Below are 16,098 nucleotides of genomic sequence, written 5' to 3'. Positions count from 1 at the left end.
GGCCACCATCGAGATACCGCCAGGGGACGGACGGCACGCACCCCCGCGTACTCCCCCAGCGGTAGCCGACGTGTCTCTCGACGAGGGACGACGCCGCCGGCCACGTGGGACAGGATCCCCGTGACCCGCAATCCGCTGACCGAAGGGAGCAAGAGCGTGCGCAAGGTCTACGCCGCTTTAGCGGGACTGCTGCTCGCCGCCGCCGTGGTGCAGATGTATCTCGCGGCCGTCGGCGCGTTCGACAAGCCCCAGGACGACTCCTCGTTCGCCCTGCACAGCATGAACGGCATGATGGTCATCCCGGTGTTGTCGCTGGTCGCCACCGCCGCCGCGGCGGCCGCCAGGGTGCCGGGACGCCAGATCGGGCTGACCATCCTGCCCGTCGGGCTGGTCATCGTGCAGGCGCTGATCATCGCGCTCGGCGGCCTATTCGACGACAGCACCGGCAACACCACGCCGCTCTCCCTGGCGATCCTCGGCCTGCACGCCGTCAACGGCATGGCGGTAGTGGGCGCCTGCGGCATGGTGTTCCGCAACGCGCGGCAGCTCGCATGGGCCAAGCCCGCCCCGTCGGGGGCCGCCGCGGAGGGCCGTCCGGTCCGCGCCTCATGACGACCGACCGGCTCATGGCGCTCGACCTGCTCGTCTCGGTCCTGACCGTGGCGGCGTGGGTGAGCGCGGGCGTGGCCGCCACGGCCCGCCGTGCGAGGACGGCCGCGGCCCTGTTCGCGGTGGCCCTGGTCGCGTCGCTGGCCCGGGTCTGGTCCGTCCTCGCGCTGGCCGGGGCCGGCTGGTGGTTCGTGCAGGAGAAGATCACCCTCGCCCTGCCGCTTCTCATCGCGGCGGGCGCCGTCGCCACCGCGCTCGCCGGGCCGCGCCTGCTCCGCGCCGCCCGGCGAGCGAACGCCGTCTCGCGGGCGGACACGCCCGCGCAGGCGGACACCGCCCAGTCGGCGGACGCGGCCCCGCAGGCGGCGGACGCGGCCGGGCCGGGTGAGCCTGCCGTCCCTCCCGCACCGGACGCGGTCGGAGCGCCCGCGGTGGTGGTCCCGCTGCTCGGCGCCGGGTACGCGGCGGGGGCCGGGATCGTGCAGACCTTCCTGATCGGATACCCGGCGGACGCGTCCACCGCTCTCCTCCTCCTGGCCGTCGTCGCGGCGGCCGTGCTGGTGACCTGGCGAGCGATGAGCACGCACGTCCCCGGGCTGCGGACGGCGACGGCGGCGACCGCCGTGGCGGCCGTGCTCGGAGCCGCCCTCGCGTTCGTGCCCTTCTCGGACGAGAGCACGGCAGAGGGCTCCGCCCCCGGAGGGACCGCCGCGATGGGTGCCATGGGCTCCGCCGCCGAAGCACACTCCGCTCACTCCGGTGAGCACGAGCACCCCGCCGCGGGGGGATCCGCCTCCGCCATGGGAGGACCGGCCCGTCCGGTGACCGACCTGCGCGGCCCGGCCGTACCTCCACCTGGCGGCACCGTGCGCCGGTTCGAGCTGACGGCCCGTACGGCGACCATCACGCTGTCCTCGGGACGGAAGGTCTCCGCGTGGACCTTCAACGGCCAGGTCCCCGGACCCCCGATCACCGCCGTCCAGGGCGACCTCGTCGAGGTGCGGCTGCGCAACGCGGACATCACGTCCGGGGTGACGCTGCACTGGCACGGCTACGACGTGCCCTCGGGCGAGGACGGCGTGCCCGGCCTCACCCAGGAGGCCGTGCCGCCCGGCGGGGAGTTCGTCTACCGCTTCGTCGCCGCCCAGGCGGGGACGTACTGGTATCACACCCACGAGGTGTCCGACCTCGGTGTCCGGATGGGGCTCTACGGCACGCTCGTCGTCACGCCGAAGGGAACCGCGACAACCGGAGTGGATCTCACGCTGCCCGTGCACACGTTCGGCGGCGTGACGGTGACGGGCGATCGCGACCAGCCCCTGGTCCAGCAGGCGGCGCCCGGCACGCCCGTACGGCTGCGCCTGATCAACACCGACAACACGCCGCATCGGTTCACGCTGGCGGGCACGCCCTACCGGCTGGTGGCGGTGGACGGGACGGACCTGAACGGACCGGGCACGCTCGGCCGTGCCGGCCTGCGACTCGCGGCGGGCGGCCGGTATGACCTCGCGTTCACGATGCCGTCAGGCCCCGCGCTCCTGCGGATCGACGACCGCACCGACTCCGTACGGCTCACCCCGGCGGGCGGAGCGTCCGGCACGGGCGAGGGCGCCCCTGCCGCGGGTGCGAGCGCGACGGCGACCGCGGATCCCGGCGCCGTTCCCGCTGCCGACAGCCGGACGGCGGACTGGCCGGAACTCGACCTCACCCGGTATGGCGCCCCGGCCCCCACGCCGTACACGGCACGGAGCCACTTCGACCGGGACTTCACGCTCGTCCTGGACAGGGGGTTCGCGCTGACGAGCGGGCGGCCGATGTACGCGCACACGGTGAACGGCCACGCCTTCCCCAACATCCCCACCGAGGTGGTCAGGGAGGGCGACCTGGTGCGGCTCACCGTGGTCAACCGCGGCCGGGAGACCCACCCCTGGCACCTCCACGGCCATCGGGTGCTCGTGCTCTCGCGGGACGGCCGCTCCGTCACCGGCAGCCCCCTGTGGCTCGACACCTTCGACGTACGGCCCGGCCAGGTGTGGGAGGTGGCCTTCCGCGCCACCAATCCGGGGCTGTGGATGAACCACTGTCACAACCTCAGCCACGCCGACCTGGGAATGATGCTGCACCTGGCGTACGAGGGGGTGACCACGCCTTTCCACGGCGCGCACAGCGGGTGACTCATCCCCTTCTCCCCGGTGTGTCGGGTAAAAAATCCAGGCGGGAATTCAATCGAGGTGTAAACGCAGGGTAATCAGATCAGAACTTCGGGTGAGCATCGCTGGCCCGGGTCCCCCCCGGCCGGGCGTGGGCGATGCCGACCGAAGGGAGAGATCGTGACAGTGGCGAAGAGCATCGTTCCCGCGCTGGCGGCGTGGGCCGCCACGGGGTGGCTCGTCGCAGGCCATCCCGCGCCCGCCGTCGCGGGCCAGGCCGGTTCCGACGCCGGGGGGCGCCTCACGTCGAGGATCGCGGCCGAGCCCGCGTCGGATGTCCGGGGGGATCCCGCCTCGGACCTCGCGGCGGTCCGGCCGCCCGGTCCCGGTGAACCCACCGCGTCGGGACCCTACGGGCAGGTCGTGCACGAGGCCAGGCAGGGGCCCGGTCTCGTGTGCGCCTACCGGCTCCGGGACGTGCACAAGGGGGGCTTCCTCAACGTCCGTGAGGGCGCCGGCATCCACCACGCCCCCGTCGCCAAGCTGCGGCCGGCCGACGGAGGCTTCTCCGGGGCCTGCACCGCCGCCAACGGCTGGATCGCGGTGAAGACCGCCGGTGGGGCGTCGGGCTTCGCCGCCGCCCGCTACCTCCACAGGCTCGACCCGAGCGGACGGCCCTCGCTCTCGTGCACCTACCGCCTCCGGCACGTGCGCAAGGACAGCTTCCTCAACGTCCGCGAGGGCGCCGGCATCCACCACAAGCCCGTCGGCAGGCTGCGACCGGCCGACGGGAACATCGCCGGAGGCTGCGACGCCACCCACGGCTGGGTGGCCGTGGACGCCGCCGGCGGCATTCCCGGTTGGGCCTCCGCCCACTACCTCCGCAGGGTGTGACGTCCCGGGCCGGCAGGCCCGGGACGCGCCGTCCGGCGATCGCCGGACGCGGCGAAGCCGTGCTGCCCTCATCCCCGGTGTCCCCCTGGCCGGGGACGGGGGCCGCCGGCCTCCCGCTCCAGAGGATCCGGACTAGCCGAGGTCCGGGTGTGGGGCGTAGCAGTCGAGCCGCATGAAGTCCTCGCTGGTCAGCAGGGTGTCCATGTCGCCGATGTGCCAGCCCGCGTCCAGCAGCAGGGCGAGCAGCGGATGCGTGCCGGGCACCGCCACGTGGACCAGCCCGGCGTCGGGGTGGGCGTTCGCCGCCTCAAGCACGATGTCGGCGCAGTCCTGCGGGGTCGCGCCACCAGCCGGCCCGATGACCACCTTGTCTCCGGCCGTCCTGACGAACGCGTAGCCCGAGCCGCTGACGTGCAGGGTCACGCCGGGCAGCCCGGCGTACCAGGTGAGCGTCGAGGTCCGGTCCCCGCCCGAGACGTGGGCGTCCATGGCCGCCGCCGCGTGGACGTCCGCATCCCCCGGCACCGCCTGACCACTCTCCCGCCGCACCGGCTGGTCGCCGAGCGGCCCCCGCTTCAGGTAGAACAGCGGGCAGCGCGGGAGCATCCCGTTCCTGACGTACAGCGCGAGCGCCCTCTTGTCGGCGGATGCGAACGTGACCTTGGGCGTGTCGCGCGGCAGCAGGCGGGAAAGGATCGTGCGGCCCACCCCCGACGACTGGTGGTCCGGCAGGACGAACAGGTCTCCGAGATGCGTGACCGTCCCCCGGCGCAGCGTGCCGCCGAAGCCCACGATCGCGCCGTCCACCTCGCCCACGAGCACCGCGCCGAACTCGCGTTCTGCGTCCACGAAGTCCGGCTGCTCCGGCCACATGCCCAGGAGGCCGAAGCGGTTCGCGACGGCGCGAAGACCGGGCATGTCGGCGTCGGCGACGGGGCGGACGATCGGTTCCTCCATCGGTGCTCCCCCCTGCGAGTTCTCCCCTTGTTCCGATCACCTTAGGGCGCGTTCATGCTCCCGTTCCCCGCCGGGGCACCGGACGGGGACGTACCCGGGCGGAGCAGGCGGAGGACATGTGAGGACCAGCGACCGGGCCGTGCTGATCGTCCCGGCCCTGGCCGCGCTGCTGGGCGGCCTGTGGGGCGTCCGGCGCGGCTCGATGTGGCAGGACGAGGCCACGACGTACGCCGTGGCGGGACGGGCGCTGCCGGACCTGTGGCGCACGCTGGGGAACGTGGACGCCGTCCACGGCTGCTACTACCTGTTCCTCCACCCGCTCATCCGGCTCGCGGGAGGCGCCGTCCCGGCGGAGGTGGTCATCCGGATTCCGTCCGTCCTCGCCACGGCTGTCGCGGCGGCCGGTGTCGCGGCCGTCGGGCGGCGGCTGGTCTCGGCCCCGGCCGGCCTGTACGCGGGCCTCACGTACGCCGCCGCCCCGGTCGTCGTCTTCCACGCCCAGGAGGGCAGGCCGTACGCGCTGGTCGCGGCGGCGGTGGTGGAGGCGACACGCCTGCTCGCCACAGCGCTGTGCAATCCACTGTGCGGCCCGTCGCGGAGCACCTGGGTCCGGTACGGCGTGGCGGTCGCCGTGGCGTGCCTGCTCAACCTGTTCGCCGTCCTGGCCCTGGCGGCGCACGCGGTCACGGTGCTCGTCACCGCGCGAGGCGGGGGCAAGGGCGTGGCGCCGCGCTGGGCCGCCGCCGTCGCGGGCGCCCTGCTCGCCGTCCTGCCGGTGGCGTGGACGGCGTTCGGCCAGCGCGGCCAGGTGGCGTGGCTGGAGCGGCCCGGCCTGCCGGAGGTGAAGGCCCTGGTGACGCGGTTCGCCGGGACCGGCGTGCTCCTCGCGGCGACCGTCGTGCTCGTCGTGCTGGGTCTGACGACGAGTCGTGCGGGAGACCTGGCGGGAACCGCCGCCGGACGAACACCCGGCGGCCCCGGCCGGCTGCCCGGGATCGCCGCGTTCGCCGTGCCGCTGGCGCTCGTGCCGCCCACCCTGCTGCTCGCCGTGTCGCAGATCCACCCGCTCTACCAGGACCGCTATGTCCTGTTCTCGATGGCGGGGCTCGCGATGGCGCTGGGCGCGGGACTCGCCCGGGCCGTACGGCTCCTGCCGGAGGCGGCGCCGGGGTGGGTGCGGGCGGCGGCCGCGCTGGCGCTGCCCGCTCTGATGCTGGGGGCGTCCCTGCCGGCCCAGGCCGACGTCAGGCGGATCGACAGCCGCCCGGACGACCCGGCCGCCGTGGCCGCGATCGTCGGGTCGGAACGGCGGCCCGGAGACGCCGTGCTGTTCCTGCCCTCGATCCGCCGCCTGGTCGCCGAGGCCTACCCTGCCGCGTTCCAGGGCGTCCGCGACGCGGCGCTGCGGGCCGGCGGCGCGGCGTCGGGCACGCTCGCCGGGCGTGAGCTGCCCGCGGGCGAGATCGCCGCATCGCTGGGCGCGGCGCCGCGGGTATGGGTGGTGAGCCGTCCCCATCCCGCGCCCGCCGACCTCTCGTCCTCACGGGACTCCGCCAAGCGGCTGCTGCTGAGTGAGAGCTACCGCCGGCAGCGGACCGTCCGCGTGCTCGGCTACGCCGTACGGCTGTACACGCGGGTCAGCCCTTCACGGCCCCCGCGGTCAGGCCGCTGACGAGCTGGCGCTCGGCCACGGCGTAGAAGCCGAGGGCGGGCAGCATCGCGACCACGATGTAGGCCATGACCCGGGCGATGTCCGTCGCGTACTGCCCCTGGAACTGCTGGACGCCCAGCGGGATGGTGAAGAAACTGTCGTCGCTGAACACCACGAGCGGCAGCATGAACTGGTTCCAGCTGTTCACGACCGCCAGCACGGAGACCGTGGCGATCGCGGGCCTGGCCATCGGCAGCAGGATCCGCCAGAAGAAGCCGAACGACGTGCACCCGTCGAGGATCGCCGCCTCCTCGATCTCCCCCGGGATGGCCCGGAAGAAGCCACGCAGGATGATGATCGTCATCGGCATGCCGAAGGCCGCCTGCGGGAGGATCACGCCGAGCGGGTTGTCGAGCAGCCCGAACATCCGCAGCAGCACGAACAGCGGCAGGATCGCCACCGCGAACGGGAACATGAGCCCGGCGGCGAACATCGTGAACAGCGCCTCGCGCCCCCGGAAGGCGAAGCGCGCGAACACGAAGGCCGCCAGCGCGGACACCGCGACGACCACGAGCGTGGTCAGCACCGCGATGTACGTGCTGTTCCAGAGCATGCGCCAAAACGATGCCGAGGCGAGGATGCTCGTGTAGTTCTCCGGCACCCAGGGGTCGGGCAGGCCGATCGGGTTGCTCGAGAGCTGCCGGGTGGTCTTGAAACCGCCGAGCACGCCGTACAGCAGCGGGACGCCGACGAACAACGCCGTGATCACGACGACCGCGTGCAGGGAGAGGCTGCGCAGCGGACCGCCCGACGTCGGGGACTGCTTGTGGCGGTTGGCGCTCATCGTTGATCCCGCAGCACGGTGGAGGCTCCTTCGAGGTCGCGGCGCATGACGTATCTCTGGTAGAAGATCGCGAACACGAGGCTGATGAAGAACATCACGACGCTGATCGCGCTCGCGTAGCCGACCTGGAAGCGTTTGAAGCCGAACTGGAACATCGTGACGGCCATGGTCTCGGAGGAGTGCGAGGGGCCTCCGCCGGTGATGATCCAGACCAGGTCGAACAGCTGGATCGCACCGATGACCGACAGGAACACGCTGATGCGGATCGTGGGTCCGAGCAGCGGCAGCGTGACGTAGCGGAAGACCTTCCACCCCGTCGCGCCGTCGATCTGGGCGGCCTCGGTGAGCTCCTTCGGGATGCCCTGGCGCCCGGCGATGTACAAGATCATGTGGAAGCCGAAGTACTTCCAGGTCATGACGATGAACACCGACATCATGACCGTCGACGGGTCGGCGAACCAGTCGAGGGGGTCGACCCCGAACCAGCCGAGGATGTAGTTGGCCAGGCCGTCCGTGGGCGACAGGATCATCATGAACAGGACCGCGGTGATCGCCTCCGACAGCACGTACGGGGCGAAGAACAGCAGGCGGAAGAACGCCCGGCCGCGGATCTTCTGGTTGAGCAGCATGGCGATGCCCAGCGAGAGGGGAAGCTGTATCGCCACCGACAAGATGATCAGCAGCAGCCCGCGCCACAGGTCCCCGAGGAAGACCTCGTCGGCCAGCAGGCGGGTGAAGTTCGCCATGCCGATGAAGTCCGTCGGCAGCCCGCGCATGCCGTTCCACTTGAACACGCTCGCGTAGAAGGCGAGCAGGATCGGCGCCACGACGAGCCCGAAGAAGAGCACGAGCGCGGGAAGCAGGAACAGAAGGATCGTGGTGAACCCCCGGAGCCTGCGGCTCCGGGGTCTCGTCGTCTTCACGCGACAGTTACTCCTGCTTCGCGGTTTCCGTGATGGCCTGCGCCACCTGCTCGGGCGTCTTGGTTCCGCCGATCAACTGGGCCACGGTGTCGTTGACCTCCTGGCCGACGGCCGGCGGGAACGCCTGGTCGAGGTAGAGCTGGAACCCGGTGGCCCCGGCGAGGTTCTTGGCGACCACGCTCAGGTTCGGGTCCTTGACCGCGTCCTCCTCGCCCTTCAGCACCGGGAGCACGCCGCCGGTCCCGACCGCCTTGCGGTGCTCGGTGCTGTCGGTGAGGAACTTCAGGAACTCGATCGCCTCCGCCGGGGCGTCGGCCCCGATCGCGAAGCCGCCGCCGCCGCCGAAGGCGTCGGTGACCGCGCCCTTGCCGCCGTCCACCGCCGGGAAGGGGAAGAACCCGAGGTCGTCGCCGAGGCCCTTGCCCGCGTCCTTCTGGACCGCGGGCGCCCACTGCCCCATCAGCTCCATGGCGGCCTTGCCGTCGCCCATCGTCGCGGCCTGGCCGCCCGGGTCGCCGTACGTCGCGCCGAGGTAGCCCTTCTGGAACGGCTGGAGATCGGCCAGTTCCTTGAGCTTCTGCCCCGCCTGCACGAAGGCCGGACCCGTGAAGTCCTTGCTCTCACCGGCCTGCTTGAGGGCGTCGAGGCCGCCGATCCGCATGGAGAGGTAGGCCCAGTAGTAGTGGCCCGGCCACTTGTCCTTGCCGGCGAGCGCGATCGGGGTGACCCCGGCGGCCTTCAGCTTCTTGACGTCGTCGATGAGCTGCGACCAGGTCCCCGGGGGCTCGGCGATCCCGGCCTTCTTGAACAGCGCCTTGTTGTACCAGAAGCCCACCATGCCGATGTCGTCCGGGATCGCGTACGTCTTGTCGTCGACCTGGTAGGCCGACAGCGCGGCGTCCGTGAAGTTGCCGAGCCAGGAGCCGGCGTCGGAGGTGAGGTCCTTGACCAGGCCCGCGTCGACCTGCTGCTTGAGCACGCCCCCGCCCCAGGTCTGGAAGATGTCCGGCGCCTTGCCGGACTGGGTGAGCGTCGTCAGCTTCGCCTTGAACGCCTCGTTCTCGTAGGGAACGCTCTTGATGGTGATATTCGGGTGCGCGGCCTGGAAATCCTTGATCGCCTGAGCGCCGTAGCTCTTCAGGGGTTCGGTGGTCCAGATATTCCAGAACTCGACGGTCACCTTGCCGCCGGCTGAGCTCTTGCTCTCGCCGGCGTCGTTCCCGGTACTACCACATCCCCCGAGGACCAGTGCCGACGCCGCTAAGAGCGCCGCACCTCGCCGACTCATCTTCACGGTGGTTTCCCTTCTGGATTCCGACCGAAACTTTCGGCAGTCGCCCGATAGTTTCTGCGATGGGGCAGACGTTACAGTGGGGTTAGGTTCAGATCAACGGCTGTTGTGCACCTGTTACGCACGGTCGACGGCGAAGGAAAGCACGGCCGACTCACGACGCCCAAAAGGGATGAATAGATAGCAATCAGGCGGTATTAAGGGCAGCCGAAACCCGATAGGGCGCGGGTCATGCGCGAACCGAGGGTACGGAAACATCGCTTCGCCGCGAAACGTAAATCGTACGCAACAGAAGAAAAGCTGCGCACGCGAAGAAACCCGGACACCAGACCGGGTGAGGAGCCGACGAAAGCGTCAGCGGGTGGCGGCGGTCGGCCGCTTGCCGTACGCGTGCTTGACGAGCTCGATCAGGACTTCCTTGCCCGACTCCCGCTTGCGCGCGTCGCACAGCATGATCGGCACATCCTGGCCGAGGTTGAGCGCGAGCTTGACCTCGTCCAGCTCGAAGACCGGGGCGCCCTCGAAGCAGTTGACCGCGACGACGAAGGGCGTGCCGCGCCGCTCGAAGTAGTCGACGGAGGGGAAACAGTCGGCGAGCCTGCGGGTGTCGGCCAGCACGACCGCGCCGAGCGCTCCCCGGGCGAGCTCGTCCCAGACGAACCAGAACCGCTCCTGGCCGGGGGTGCCGAAGAGATAGAGGACGAAGTCCTGCCCGATGCTGATCCGGCCGAAGTCCATGGCGACCGTGGTGGTCGCCTTCGCCTCGACCCCGGACAGGTCGTCCACGCCGACGCTGCGGTCGGTCAGCGTCTCCTCCGTGCGCAGCGGCCGGATCTCCGACACCGCCCCGACCATCGTGGTCTTGCCCACCCCGAAGCCTCCGGCGATCAGCAACTTGATCGCCGTGGGCATCTTCGGCGGGGTCATCGCGGAATCAGAGCGCCCGAAGGCCATCGAGCACCGCCTTGTACATCCGCTCGTCGAGCACGTCCATCTCCGGTTGAGGCTGCTGCACGGCCACGAAACCCCGGTCGAACAGGTCGCCGAGGAGGACCCGGACGATCCCGGCCGGCAGGTCCAGATGGGCCGCGATCTCCGCGACCGACAGCGGCCTGCGGCACAGCCGCACGATCGCCTGATGCTCGGGGTCCAGCCCGATCTCGGCTCCCGTGGTGGGCCGGACCGTCACCGCGAGCGAGATGAGGTCGAAGCGGTCCTGCGCCTCCGTACGGCCGCGCGCGATCACGTACGGCCGGATGGTCGGCGCGTCGAGTAAGCGCTCCTCGTCCGGGCCCCACTCGGAGTTCACAGGCGGACCTCTCTCCCCGTGGCCCGGTCGATCGTCGTCCGGGCGGGCGAGGTGAGGTACTGCCCGACGCGCACGACGAGCATGGCCATCTCGTAGGCCACCAGGCCGACGTCGGCGTCTCCCGTGCACAGCACGGCCAGGCAGGCGCCCTGGCCCGCCACGGTCACGAGCAGGTAGGCCGACTTCATCTCCACGATGGTCTGCCGTACGGACCCGCCCTGGAAGCGCTCACCGACGCCGCGCGCCAGGCTCTGCAGGCCGGAGGCGACGGCGGCCAGGTGCTCGGCGTCCTCCACGTGAAGTCCCTGCGATCCGGCCAGCAGCAAGCCGTCGGTGGACAGCACGATGCCGTGCTCGACCTCGCGGACCCGCGCGACGAGGTCGTCGAGCAGCCACGCGAGGTCCGCGGAGGCCCCGGTCTTCTGCGTCACAGGTTGTCCTCCTCTTCACCCAGCATCTTCGCGGCCTCGGATCTGCCGCGCCTCGTCCCCGACTGGAACGAGCCCATGATCTTGCGGATGTCCTCCGGCGAGCGGTCCTCTTCCTCCTCCGCATCGCCCGCGTTCCTCGGCTCCTCCGCGAGGGCGGGGGCGAGGTTGGCCTGCGGCACCCGGAAGGGCAGTCCTGACGGGGTGAACCCGCCCGAGGGCGCGGGCCCGTCCGGATCGGCGCCGCCGGAGAGTGGGGCGCTCTGCACGGGCCTGGGCGGCTCGGGAGCCCTCGGCACGGGAACCACCTCCTGAACTGGTCCGGAAACCGCCTCGGGCGCGCCGACCAGCGCGATCTTCCGGGGGCCGGGTTCCCGCCGCGGGAGACCGAGACCGGTCTCCTCCTCGGGCAGGTCCTCCCCGCCCTCGATGACGAGGTCGCGCGGCAGCAGCACGACCGCGGTCGTGCCGCCGTACGGCGACGCCTTGAGTGACACCTTGATCCCGTGCCGCTCGGCCAGGCGGCTGACGACGTACAGGCCGAGCCTGGCGGTGCTCGACAGGTTGAACTCGGGCGGGTCGGCGATCCGCTGGTTGGTCGCCTCCAGGCCCTCGGCGCTCATCCCGAGGCCGCGGTCCTCGATCTCGATCGCGTATCCGCTGGCCACCACCTGGCCGCCTACCTGCACCATCGTGTACGGCGGGGAGAACGACACCGCGTTCTCGATCAGCTCGGCGAGCAGGTGGATGACGTCGCCCACCGCGCGTCCGGTGAGCGCGGTCTGCCCCATCGGCATCACGGTGACGCGGGTGTAGTCCTCGACCTCGGCCAGCGCGCCGCGTACGACGTCGACCATCGGCACCGAGCGCCGCCAGGCGCGGGCGGGAGACGCCCCGGACAGGACGATGAGGTTCTCGGCGTTGCGCCGCATGCGGGTGGCGAGGTGGTCGATGCGGAACAGGTCCTTCAGCTCCGCCGGGTCCGACTCGCGCCGCTCCATCACGTCGAGCAGCGTGAGCTGGCGGTGCACGAGCGACTGCGTACGCCGGGCGAGGCTGAGCAGGATGTCGCGGATGCTCTGCCGGAGCTGGGCCTCCTCGACGGCGGTGCGGATGGCGGTCTCCTGCACGGTGTTGAACGCCGCGCCCACCTGCCCGATGACGTCGGGTCCGAATTCGAGCGGCGGCGCCTCCGCCTTGACGTCGACCTTCTCGCCCTGCGCGAGGCGGGCGACCACACCGGGCAGCCGCTCGTTGGCCAGTTCGAGCGCGGCCTCGCGCAGCTTCTCCAGCTGGCGCACCAGCGCCCGGGCCGTGGTGACCGACAGGATGATCGACGCGATGACCGCCACCAGGCCGAGACCGCCGGCCAGCGCCAGACGGACGACGACTCCGACGGCCACCGACGCCGCCCGGTCGACCAGACCGACGCCGGCCTTCTCCACGGCGTCCTGCCGCTGGGTGAGGACGGTCTCCGCGACGCTTCGCCACTGGTCCTGGGCCACCGGGAGTGTGGTGTCGAGCCGCCCGGCCCGCATGACCTGCTCTTCCATCGCACGCAGGCGGACGAAGGCCGGCCCATCGGTCATCCGCTCGAAGGCGGTTTGATCCGCCGAGGGCAGCTCGCCCGCCGCCTGGTCCGTGAGGTATCGCTGGGCGCCCACGAGCTGGGCGAACCGGGCCCGGTCCGCGTCGGTCAGCCGTCCCGTCGCGAGGGCCCCCGCCAGGAGCGCGTCCTCCTGCGCGAACATCTCCCTGGCGCGGGTCAGTTCGACCAGGGTGCGGGCGTCCTTGGCGACCGCCTCGTCGTCCAGAGTCGCGAGGGAGACGTACAGGCCGTAGATGGCGTCGGTCACGTCGGTGAACGCCCGCGCCGCCCGGTCGCGGTCGATCTGACCGGAGTCGATCTGCTTGCGCGCGGCTGCGAGCGCGCCCAGCCGCCGCCTGGTCTCGTCGAGGCGCGTCTCGAGGACGGGCGTCGCCGCCAGGCGGACGTTGTCGCCCGCCGACATCTCCTCGAAGTTCTTCACGGCCGCGTCGCTGCGGGCGCGCTGCGCCTGTAGGTCGGCGCGCGGCACCTGTGCGGGATTGCCGAGGCGCACGAGCGTGAGGCGGCGCTCCTTCTGCAGTTCCACGAGCAACGGCTCGCTCGGCTGGACGACGGCGTTGTCCAGCGTGCTCACCCACAGGAGGTTGACGCCTTCCCGCAAGGTCACCCATGCCGCGAACGCCCACAGCGCCGCGAGCGACAGCAGCAGAGCCGTCACCTTGGTCTGTACTCTGGAATTGCGGAAGCGCATGGGCCGTCCATCCTGTGAAGTGCGCAAAACCTGAAGAAGCTTCAGGATGATTGGTGCCGATGACCCCTCAAGGGCGGGAGCGTCTTTCCGCTACGACGCTCTGGAACCTTAGCAATAGGGTCAAAACCGTTCAAGGCGACACCGCGCCCATAAGAGGCTACATGTCCCATTTTATGGAACGATGGCCTATTTACTGCTTCCTCACAGGATTGTGACTGCGCTGGATAGCCGCCAGGACCGCCGGGTCGCGCCGCGCCATATGGCAGGAGGCGAGCACCGCCGCGCGCACGACGGCCCCCGGGAGATAGAGGTCCTTGTCATGCCACAGCGCCGGGTCCTCCGTCCCGGCGGATCGTGTGAGGAACAGGTACCCGCGCGCCGCCGCGGCCGCCCGTCGCTCGTCCTCGCCCGAGCCTGTCATGAGAAGGATCTGAAGGGCGTACGCCGTCTCCTCGCGCGTGCCCGTCCACCGTCCCCAGGAGCCGTCCTCGTGCTGTGTGCCGAGGACCCAGCGCACCGCCCGGCGTACGGCGGCGGCCGAGTCCGCGCCGCCGAACTCGTGCAGTGCGAGGGCGCAGCTGACCGTCGCGTAGTAGGGGGAGGCGTGCCAGCGATCCGACCAGCTTCCGTCCGCCTGCTGGTGGTCGCGCAGCAGGCGGGCCAGCTTGACCATGCGTCCCTCGTAGCGGCCGGCCGCCTCGGGGTGGCGCTCGACGTACGCCCCGAACGCGTCGAGCACGTGGGCGTTGACACTGGTCGAGAAGCCCTGCTCGCCCGGCCAGGTGTGGAAGCACGTCTCCGACTCGTACGCCAGCAGGCTCTCCGGCTCCAGGCGGACGCCCAGGAGCGCCAGCGCGTACAGGACGACCGACGTGGTGTCCGCGTCCGGCGGGAGCCCCGCCCCGGCCGCCGTTCCCTCCTGCCCCACCGTCACGCAGAGGTCGGCGACCATCTCGGGGGGCGCGTCGAACGGGACACCGGCGCGCGCCAGCCAGCTCAGGACCCAGCTCCGTTCGAAGAACGTGATGGGCAGGCCGACCGGGACAGGGCCGCCGTAACGACGTGCGACCGCCTCCAGATGGCGGCGTACCAGGGGATGACGGGGATGCACGGAACGGTCGCTCCACCCGGCCCTGTCACCCAGCCAGGCGGCGGCCGCCGCGGGGGAGGCCCCGACCGTGCCGATCGCCGTGGGGACCAGGCCCGGCGCGTGGCAGGCCGCCTCCCCTGCCACCTCGAGCGCGTGCAGCAGCTTCTGAGGTACGTCGGCGCCCGATCTGAGCGCGCCCCTGAGCCGGGCGAGCCTGGCGGCGTCCATGCCCGGCGGCACGGCCAGGCGGACGGAGGGCAGCCCTAGGTCCGGCGCTTCGCGCAGATGGTCCTCGATGAGAGCGATCAGCGAGGGGACGACGAGCTCGACCGCGGGGGTGTCCGGCAGCGACAGGCCGCCGGACGCCGACAGGACGCGCGACAGCGCGAGGAGCCCCCGCGTCACCGGTTCCGACAGCGACGCGTCGCCGGCGTGCCGGAGCCGGGAGAGCAGAGCCTCGGTCGCGCTGAGGGTCGGCACGAGCTCGTAGCCGTCCGGGGCGCCCCATGCGCCGTCCGTCCGCTGCCGCGCGAGCAGGTAGTCGACCCGCTCCGCGTGTCCCGTCAGCCAGGGTGCGAGCGCGACCACCCGGCCGGTCTCGTACACCGAGGCGGACACCTCGCCCCAGGGCCGGAGCATGAGGCCGGACACGAGTTCGCGGGCCAGGGTGCCGGTGTCCACCGGCGGTACGCCGAGGGCGAGGTCGTTCACGCTCACCGCCCGCTCCAGTAGTCGGTCAGGCGGTAGAACCCCGCGCTGAAGCCGATCTGGCGCTCCAGATAGGCGGCGGCCCGCGGGCATCGCCCCTTCAGAGGCTCGATCTGTTCCCGGCAGCGGGCGACGAGTTCGGCGATCAACTCGGTCACCTCCGCGCGGCCGATGCCGAGGGCCAGCACGTTGAGGTCCCCCGAAACCAGGTCCCGTTCGTACGACGCGAGATCGTTGAGCAGCCGGAGCACCTGCTGCACGAGCGCGCCGGCCGCGGTCAGCGCGCCGATGTGCTCGATCGCCCGCGTGTCGCGGCTGTATATCCAGTGCGAGACATTGACGAAAGACGCGGCCGTGCTGTCGGCGTTGCCGAGATATTCCGGAACACCGGGCAGAGGGCCACCATCGGACGCCGACGCGCGCCACTCCCATTCTCGTGTCATCGCGACGAGAAATCGCTCAAGGCTTTGGCTCCAGGTCGCGCGCATGCCCGGGAATTCGGGTACGGAATTCAGATCGCACGCGATATCGGCGAGAAATCCGGCGAGCGGCGTGGCCGGAATCCCGTCGTCGCCGGCCGCGGTCCGCAGGCAGCTCGACACGAGATCATCCAGGTCGGCGCGGGATCTCGTGACGTCGTCCACCTGCCAGTCGGCGGCGAACACCCACAGCGACACCCTGGTCAGAAAACGCAACTGGTCGGCCGTGGACCACGGCGCGCCGAAGGCGTTGGCCAGGGAGAGCCCGGCGAACAGGCTCGGACCGAACCGATCGGCGGGAAAGAGCCCGGGATATCGCGCCGCGTGATCCGCGAGGTCTCGTTGACAGGCCAACGCGAGACCGACCGTCCTACCCTGATCCGCGGTCCTCTCGATCTCGTCGATCTCTACAGGCGACATGACACCCTTTCCGGCGAAACGACCCTTTTTCTACGTCCCGCCTCA

General features: G+C 71.2%; 14 protein-coding genes. 4 read left to right on the top strand and 10 right to left on the bottom strand.

Annotated features, from left to right (window positions below; translation table 11 throughout):
- Window positions 1–120 precede the first annotated feature (120 nt).
- The 3 genes from ACQEVJ_RS03805 to ACQEVJ_RS03795 all read left to right on the top strand — a co-directional run bounded on the left by ACQEVJ_RS03805 (window position 121) and on the right by ACQEVJ_RS03795 (window position 3,653).
- Window positions 121–612, top strand: a complete 492-nt coding sequence (locus ACQEVJ_RS03805) for a DUF6220 domain-containing protein (protein WP_433097193.1) — start codon at window positions 121–123, stop codon at window positions 610–612.
- Entirely contained in the window at window positions 609–2,783 is a 2,175-nt protein-coding gene (locus ACQEVJ_RS03800; RefSeq protein WP_433097191.1) for a multicopper oxidase family protein, read from the top strand. Before ACQEVJ_RS03805 ends, ACQEVJ_RS03800 begins: the two co-directional genes overlap by 4 nt.
- A gap of 156 nt (window positions 2,784–2,939) precedes the next feature.
- Window positions 2,940–3,653, top strand: a complete 714-nt coding sequence (locus tag ACQEVJ_RS03795; RefSeq protein WP_433097189.1) for a hypothetical protein — start codon at window positions 2,940–2,942, stop codon at window positions 3,651–3,653.
- 132 nt (window positions 3,654–3,785) lie between these two features.
- On the opposite strand, the gene ACQEVJ_RS03790 is transcribed toward ACQEVJ_RS03795, so the two are convergent.
- Window positions 3,786–4,610, bottom strand: coding sequence for an N-acetyltransferase family protein (locus ACQEVJ_RS03790; RefSeq protein ID WP_433097187.1), 825 nt, complete (start codon window positions 4,608–4,610; stop codon window positions 3,786–3,788).
- A gap of 118 nt (window positions 4,611–4,728) precedes the next feature.
- Here ACQEVJ_RS03790 and ACQEVJ_RS03785 point away from each other — a divergent pair, with 118 nt between their 5' ends.
- Entirely contained in the window at window positions 4,729–6,282 is a 1,554-nt protein-coding gene (locus ACQEVJ_RS03785) for a glycosyltransferase family 39 protein (protein ID WP_433097185.1), read from the top strand.
- On the opposite strand, the gene ACQEVJ_RS03780 is transcribed toward ACQEVJ_RS03785, so the two are convergent.
- The 9 genes from ACQEVJ_RS03780 to ACQEVJ_RS03740 all read right to left on the bottom strand — a co-directional run bounded on the left by ACQEVJ_RS03780 (window position 6,248) and on the right by ACQEVJ_RS03740 (window position 16,053).
- Complete coding sequence (locus tag ACQEVJ_RS03780; protein WP_433097183.1) at window positions 6,248–7,105, bottom strand: carbohydrate ABC transporter permease; 858 nt, start codon at window positions 7,103–7,105, stop codon at window positions 6,248–6,250. The two genes, ACQEVJ_RS03785 and ACQEVJ_RS03780, sit on opposite strands and share 35 nt — an antisense overlap.
- Entirely contained in the window at window positions 7,102–8,028 is a 927-nt protein-coding gene (locus tag ACQEVJ_RS03775) for a carbohydrate ABC transporter permease (RefSeq protein ID WP_433097181.1), read from the bottom strand. Before ACQEVJ_RS03775 ends, ACQEVJ_RS03780 begins: the two co-directional genes overlap by 4 nt.
- Window positions 8,029–8,035: 7 nt before the next feature.
- Window positions 8,036–9,316: an extracellular solute-binding protein gene (locus ACQEVJ_RS03770; protein ID WP_433112551.1), complete on the bottom strand. Its 1,281-nt coding sequence runs from the start codon at window positions 9,314–9,316 to the stop codon at window positions 8,036–8,038.
- A gap of 357 nt (window positions 9,317–9,673) precedes the next feature.
- Window positions 9,674–10,273 (bottom strand): GTP-binding protein, encoded by a 600-nt coding sequence (locus tag ACQEVJ_RS03765; protein ID WP_433097180.1) that lies wholly within the window; start codon window positions 10,271–10,273, stop codon window positions 9,674–9,676.
- Complete coding sequence (locus ACQEVJ_RS03760; RefSeq protein ID WP_433097178.1) at window positions 10,254–10,628, bottom strand: DUF742 domain-containing protein; 375 nt, start codon at window positions 10,626–10,628, stop codon at window positions 10,254–10,256. The genes ACQEVJ_RS03765 and ACQEVJ_RS03760 overlap by 20 nt, the downstream gene beginning before the upstream one ends.
- Window positions 10,625–11,059, bottom strand: coding sequence for a roadblock/LC7 domain-containing protein (locus ACQEVJ_RS03755; protein WP_433097176.1), 435 nt, complete (start codon window positions 11,057–11,059; stop codon window positions 10,625–10,627). Before ACQEVJ_RS03755 ends, ACQEVJ_RS03760 begins: the two co-directional genes overlap by 4 nt.
- A complete protein-coding gene (locus ACQEVJ_RS03750) occupies window positions 11,056–13,356 on the bottom strand; it encodes a nitrate- and nitrite sensing domain-containing protein (protein ID WP_433097174.1) in 2,301 nt (766 codons plus the stop codon). Before ACQEVJ_RS03750 ends, ACQEVJ_RS03755 begins: the two co-directional genes overlap by 4 nt.
- 190 nt (window positions 13,357–13,546) lie before the next feature.
- Complete coding sequence (locus tag ACQEVJ_RS03745) at window positions 13,547–15,163, bottom strand: prenyltransferase/squalene oxidase repeat-containing protein (protein WP_433097172.1); 1,617 nt, start codon at window positions 15,161–15,163, stop codon at window positions 13,547–13,549.
- Window positions 15,160–16,053 carry a terpene synthase family protein gene (locus ACQEVJ_RS03740; protein WP_433097170.1) on the bottom strand — a complete coding sequence of 298 codons (894 nt, stop codon included), beginning with the start codon at window positions 16,051–16,053 and terminating at the stop codon, window positions 15,160–15,162. The genes ACQEVJ_RS03745 and ACQEVJ_RS03740 overlap by 4 nt, the downstream gene beginning before the upstream one ends.
- Window positions 16,054–16,098: the final 45 nt, after the last annotated feature.

The sequence above is a fragment of the Microbispora sp. CA-102843 genome, assembly GCF_050936215.1.
Taxonomy (GTDB): Bacteria; Actinomycetota; Actinomycetes; order Streptosporangiales; family Streptosporangiaceae; genus Microbispora.
Note: the sequence above shows the minus strand (reverse complement) of the source record. Positions and strands in the feature narration are given on the sequence as shown.

Bases quoted from the DNA above. Each gene is read 5' to 3' on its own strand.
- ACQEVJ_RS03800 (WP_433097191.1), top strand. From the start codon at position 609: ATGACGACCGACCGGCTCATGGCGCTCGACCTGCTCGTCTCGGTCCTG.
- ACQEVJ_RS03790 (WP_433097187.1), bottom strand. From the start codon at position 4,610: ATGGAGGAACCGATCGTCCGCCCCGTCGCCGACGCCGACATGCCCGGT.
- ACQEVJ_RS03780 (WP_433097183.1), bottom strand. From the start codon at position 7,105: ATGAGCGCCAACCGCCACAAGCAGTCCCCGACGTCGGGCGGTCCGCTG.
- ACQEVJ_RS03770 (WP_433112551.1), bottom strand. From the start codon at position 9,316: ATGAGTCGGCGAGGTGCGGCGCTCTTAGCGGCGTCGGCACTGGTCCTC.
- ACQEVJ_RS03765 (WP_433097180.1), bottom strand. From the start codon at position 10,273: ATGGCCTTCGGGCGCTCTGATTCCGCGATGACCCCGCCGAAGATGCCC.
- ACQEVJ_RS03750 (WP_433097174.1), bottom strand. From the start codon at position 13,356: ATGCGCTTCCGCAATTCCAGAGTACAGACCAAGGTGACGGCTCTGCTG.
- ACQEVJ_RS03740 (WP_433097170.1), bottom strand. From the start codon at position 16,053: ATGTCGCCTGTAGAGATCGACGAGATCGAGAGGACCGCGGATCAGGGT.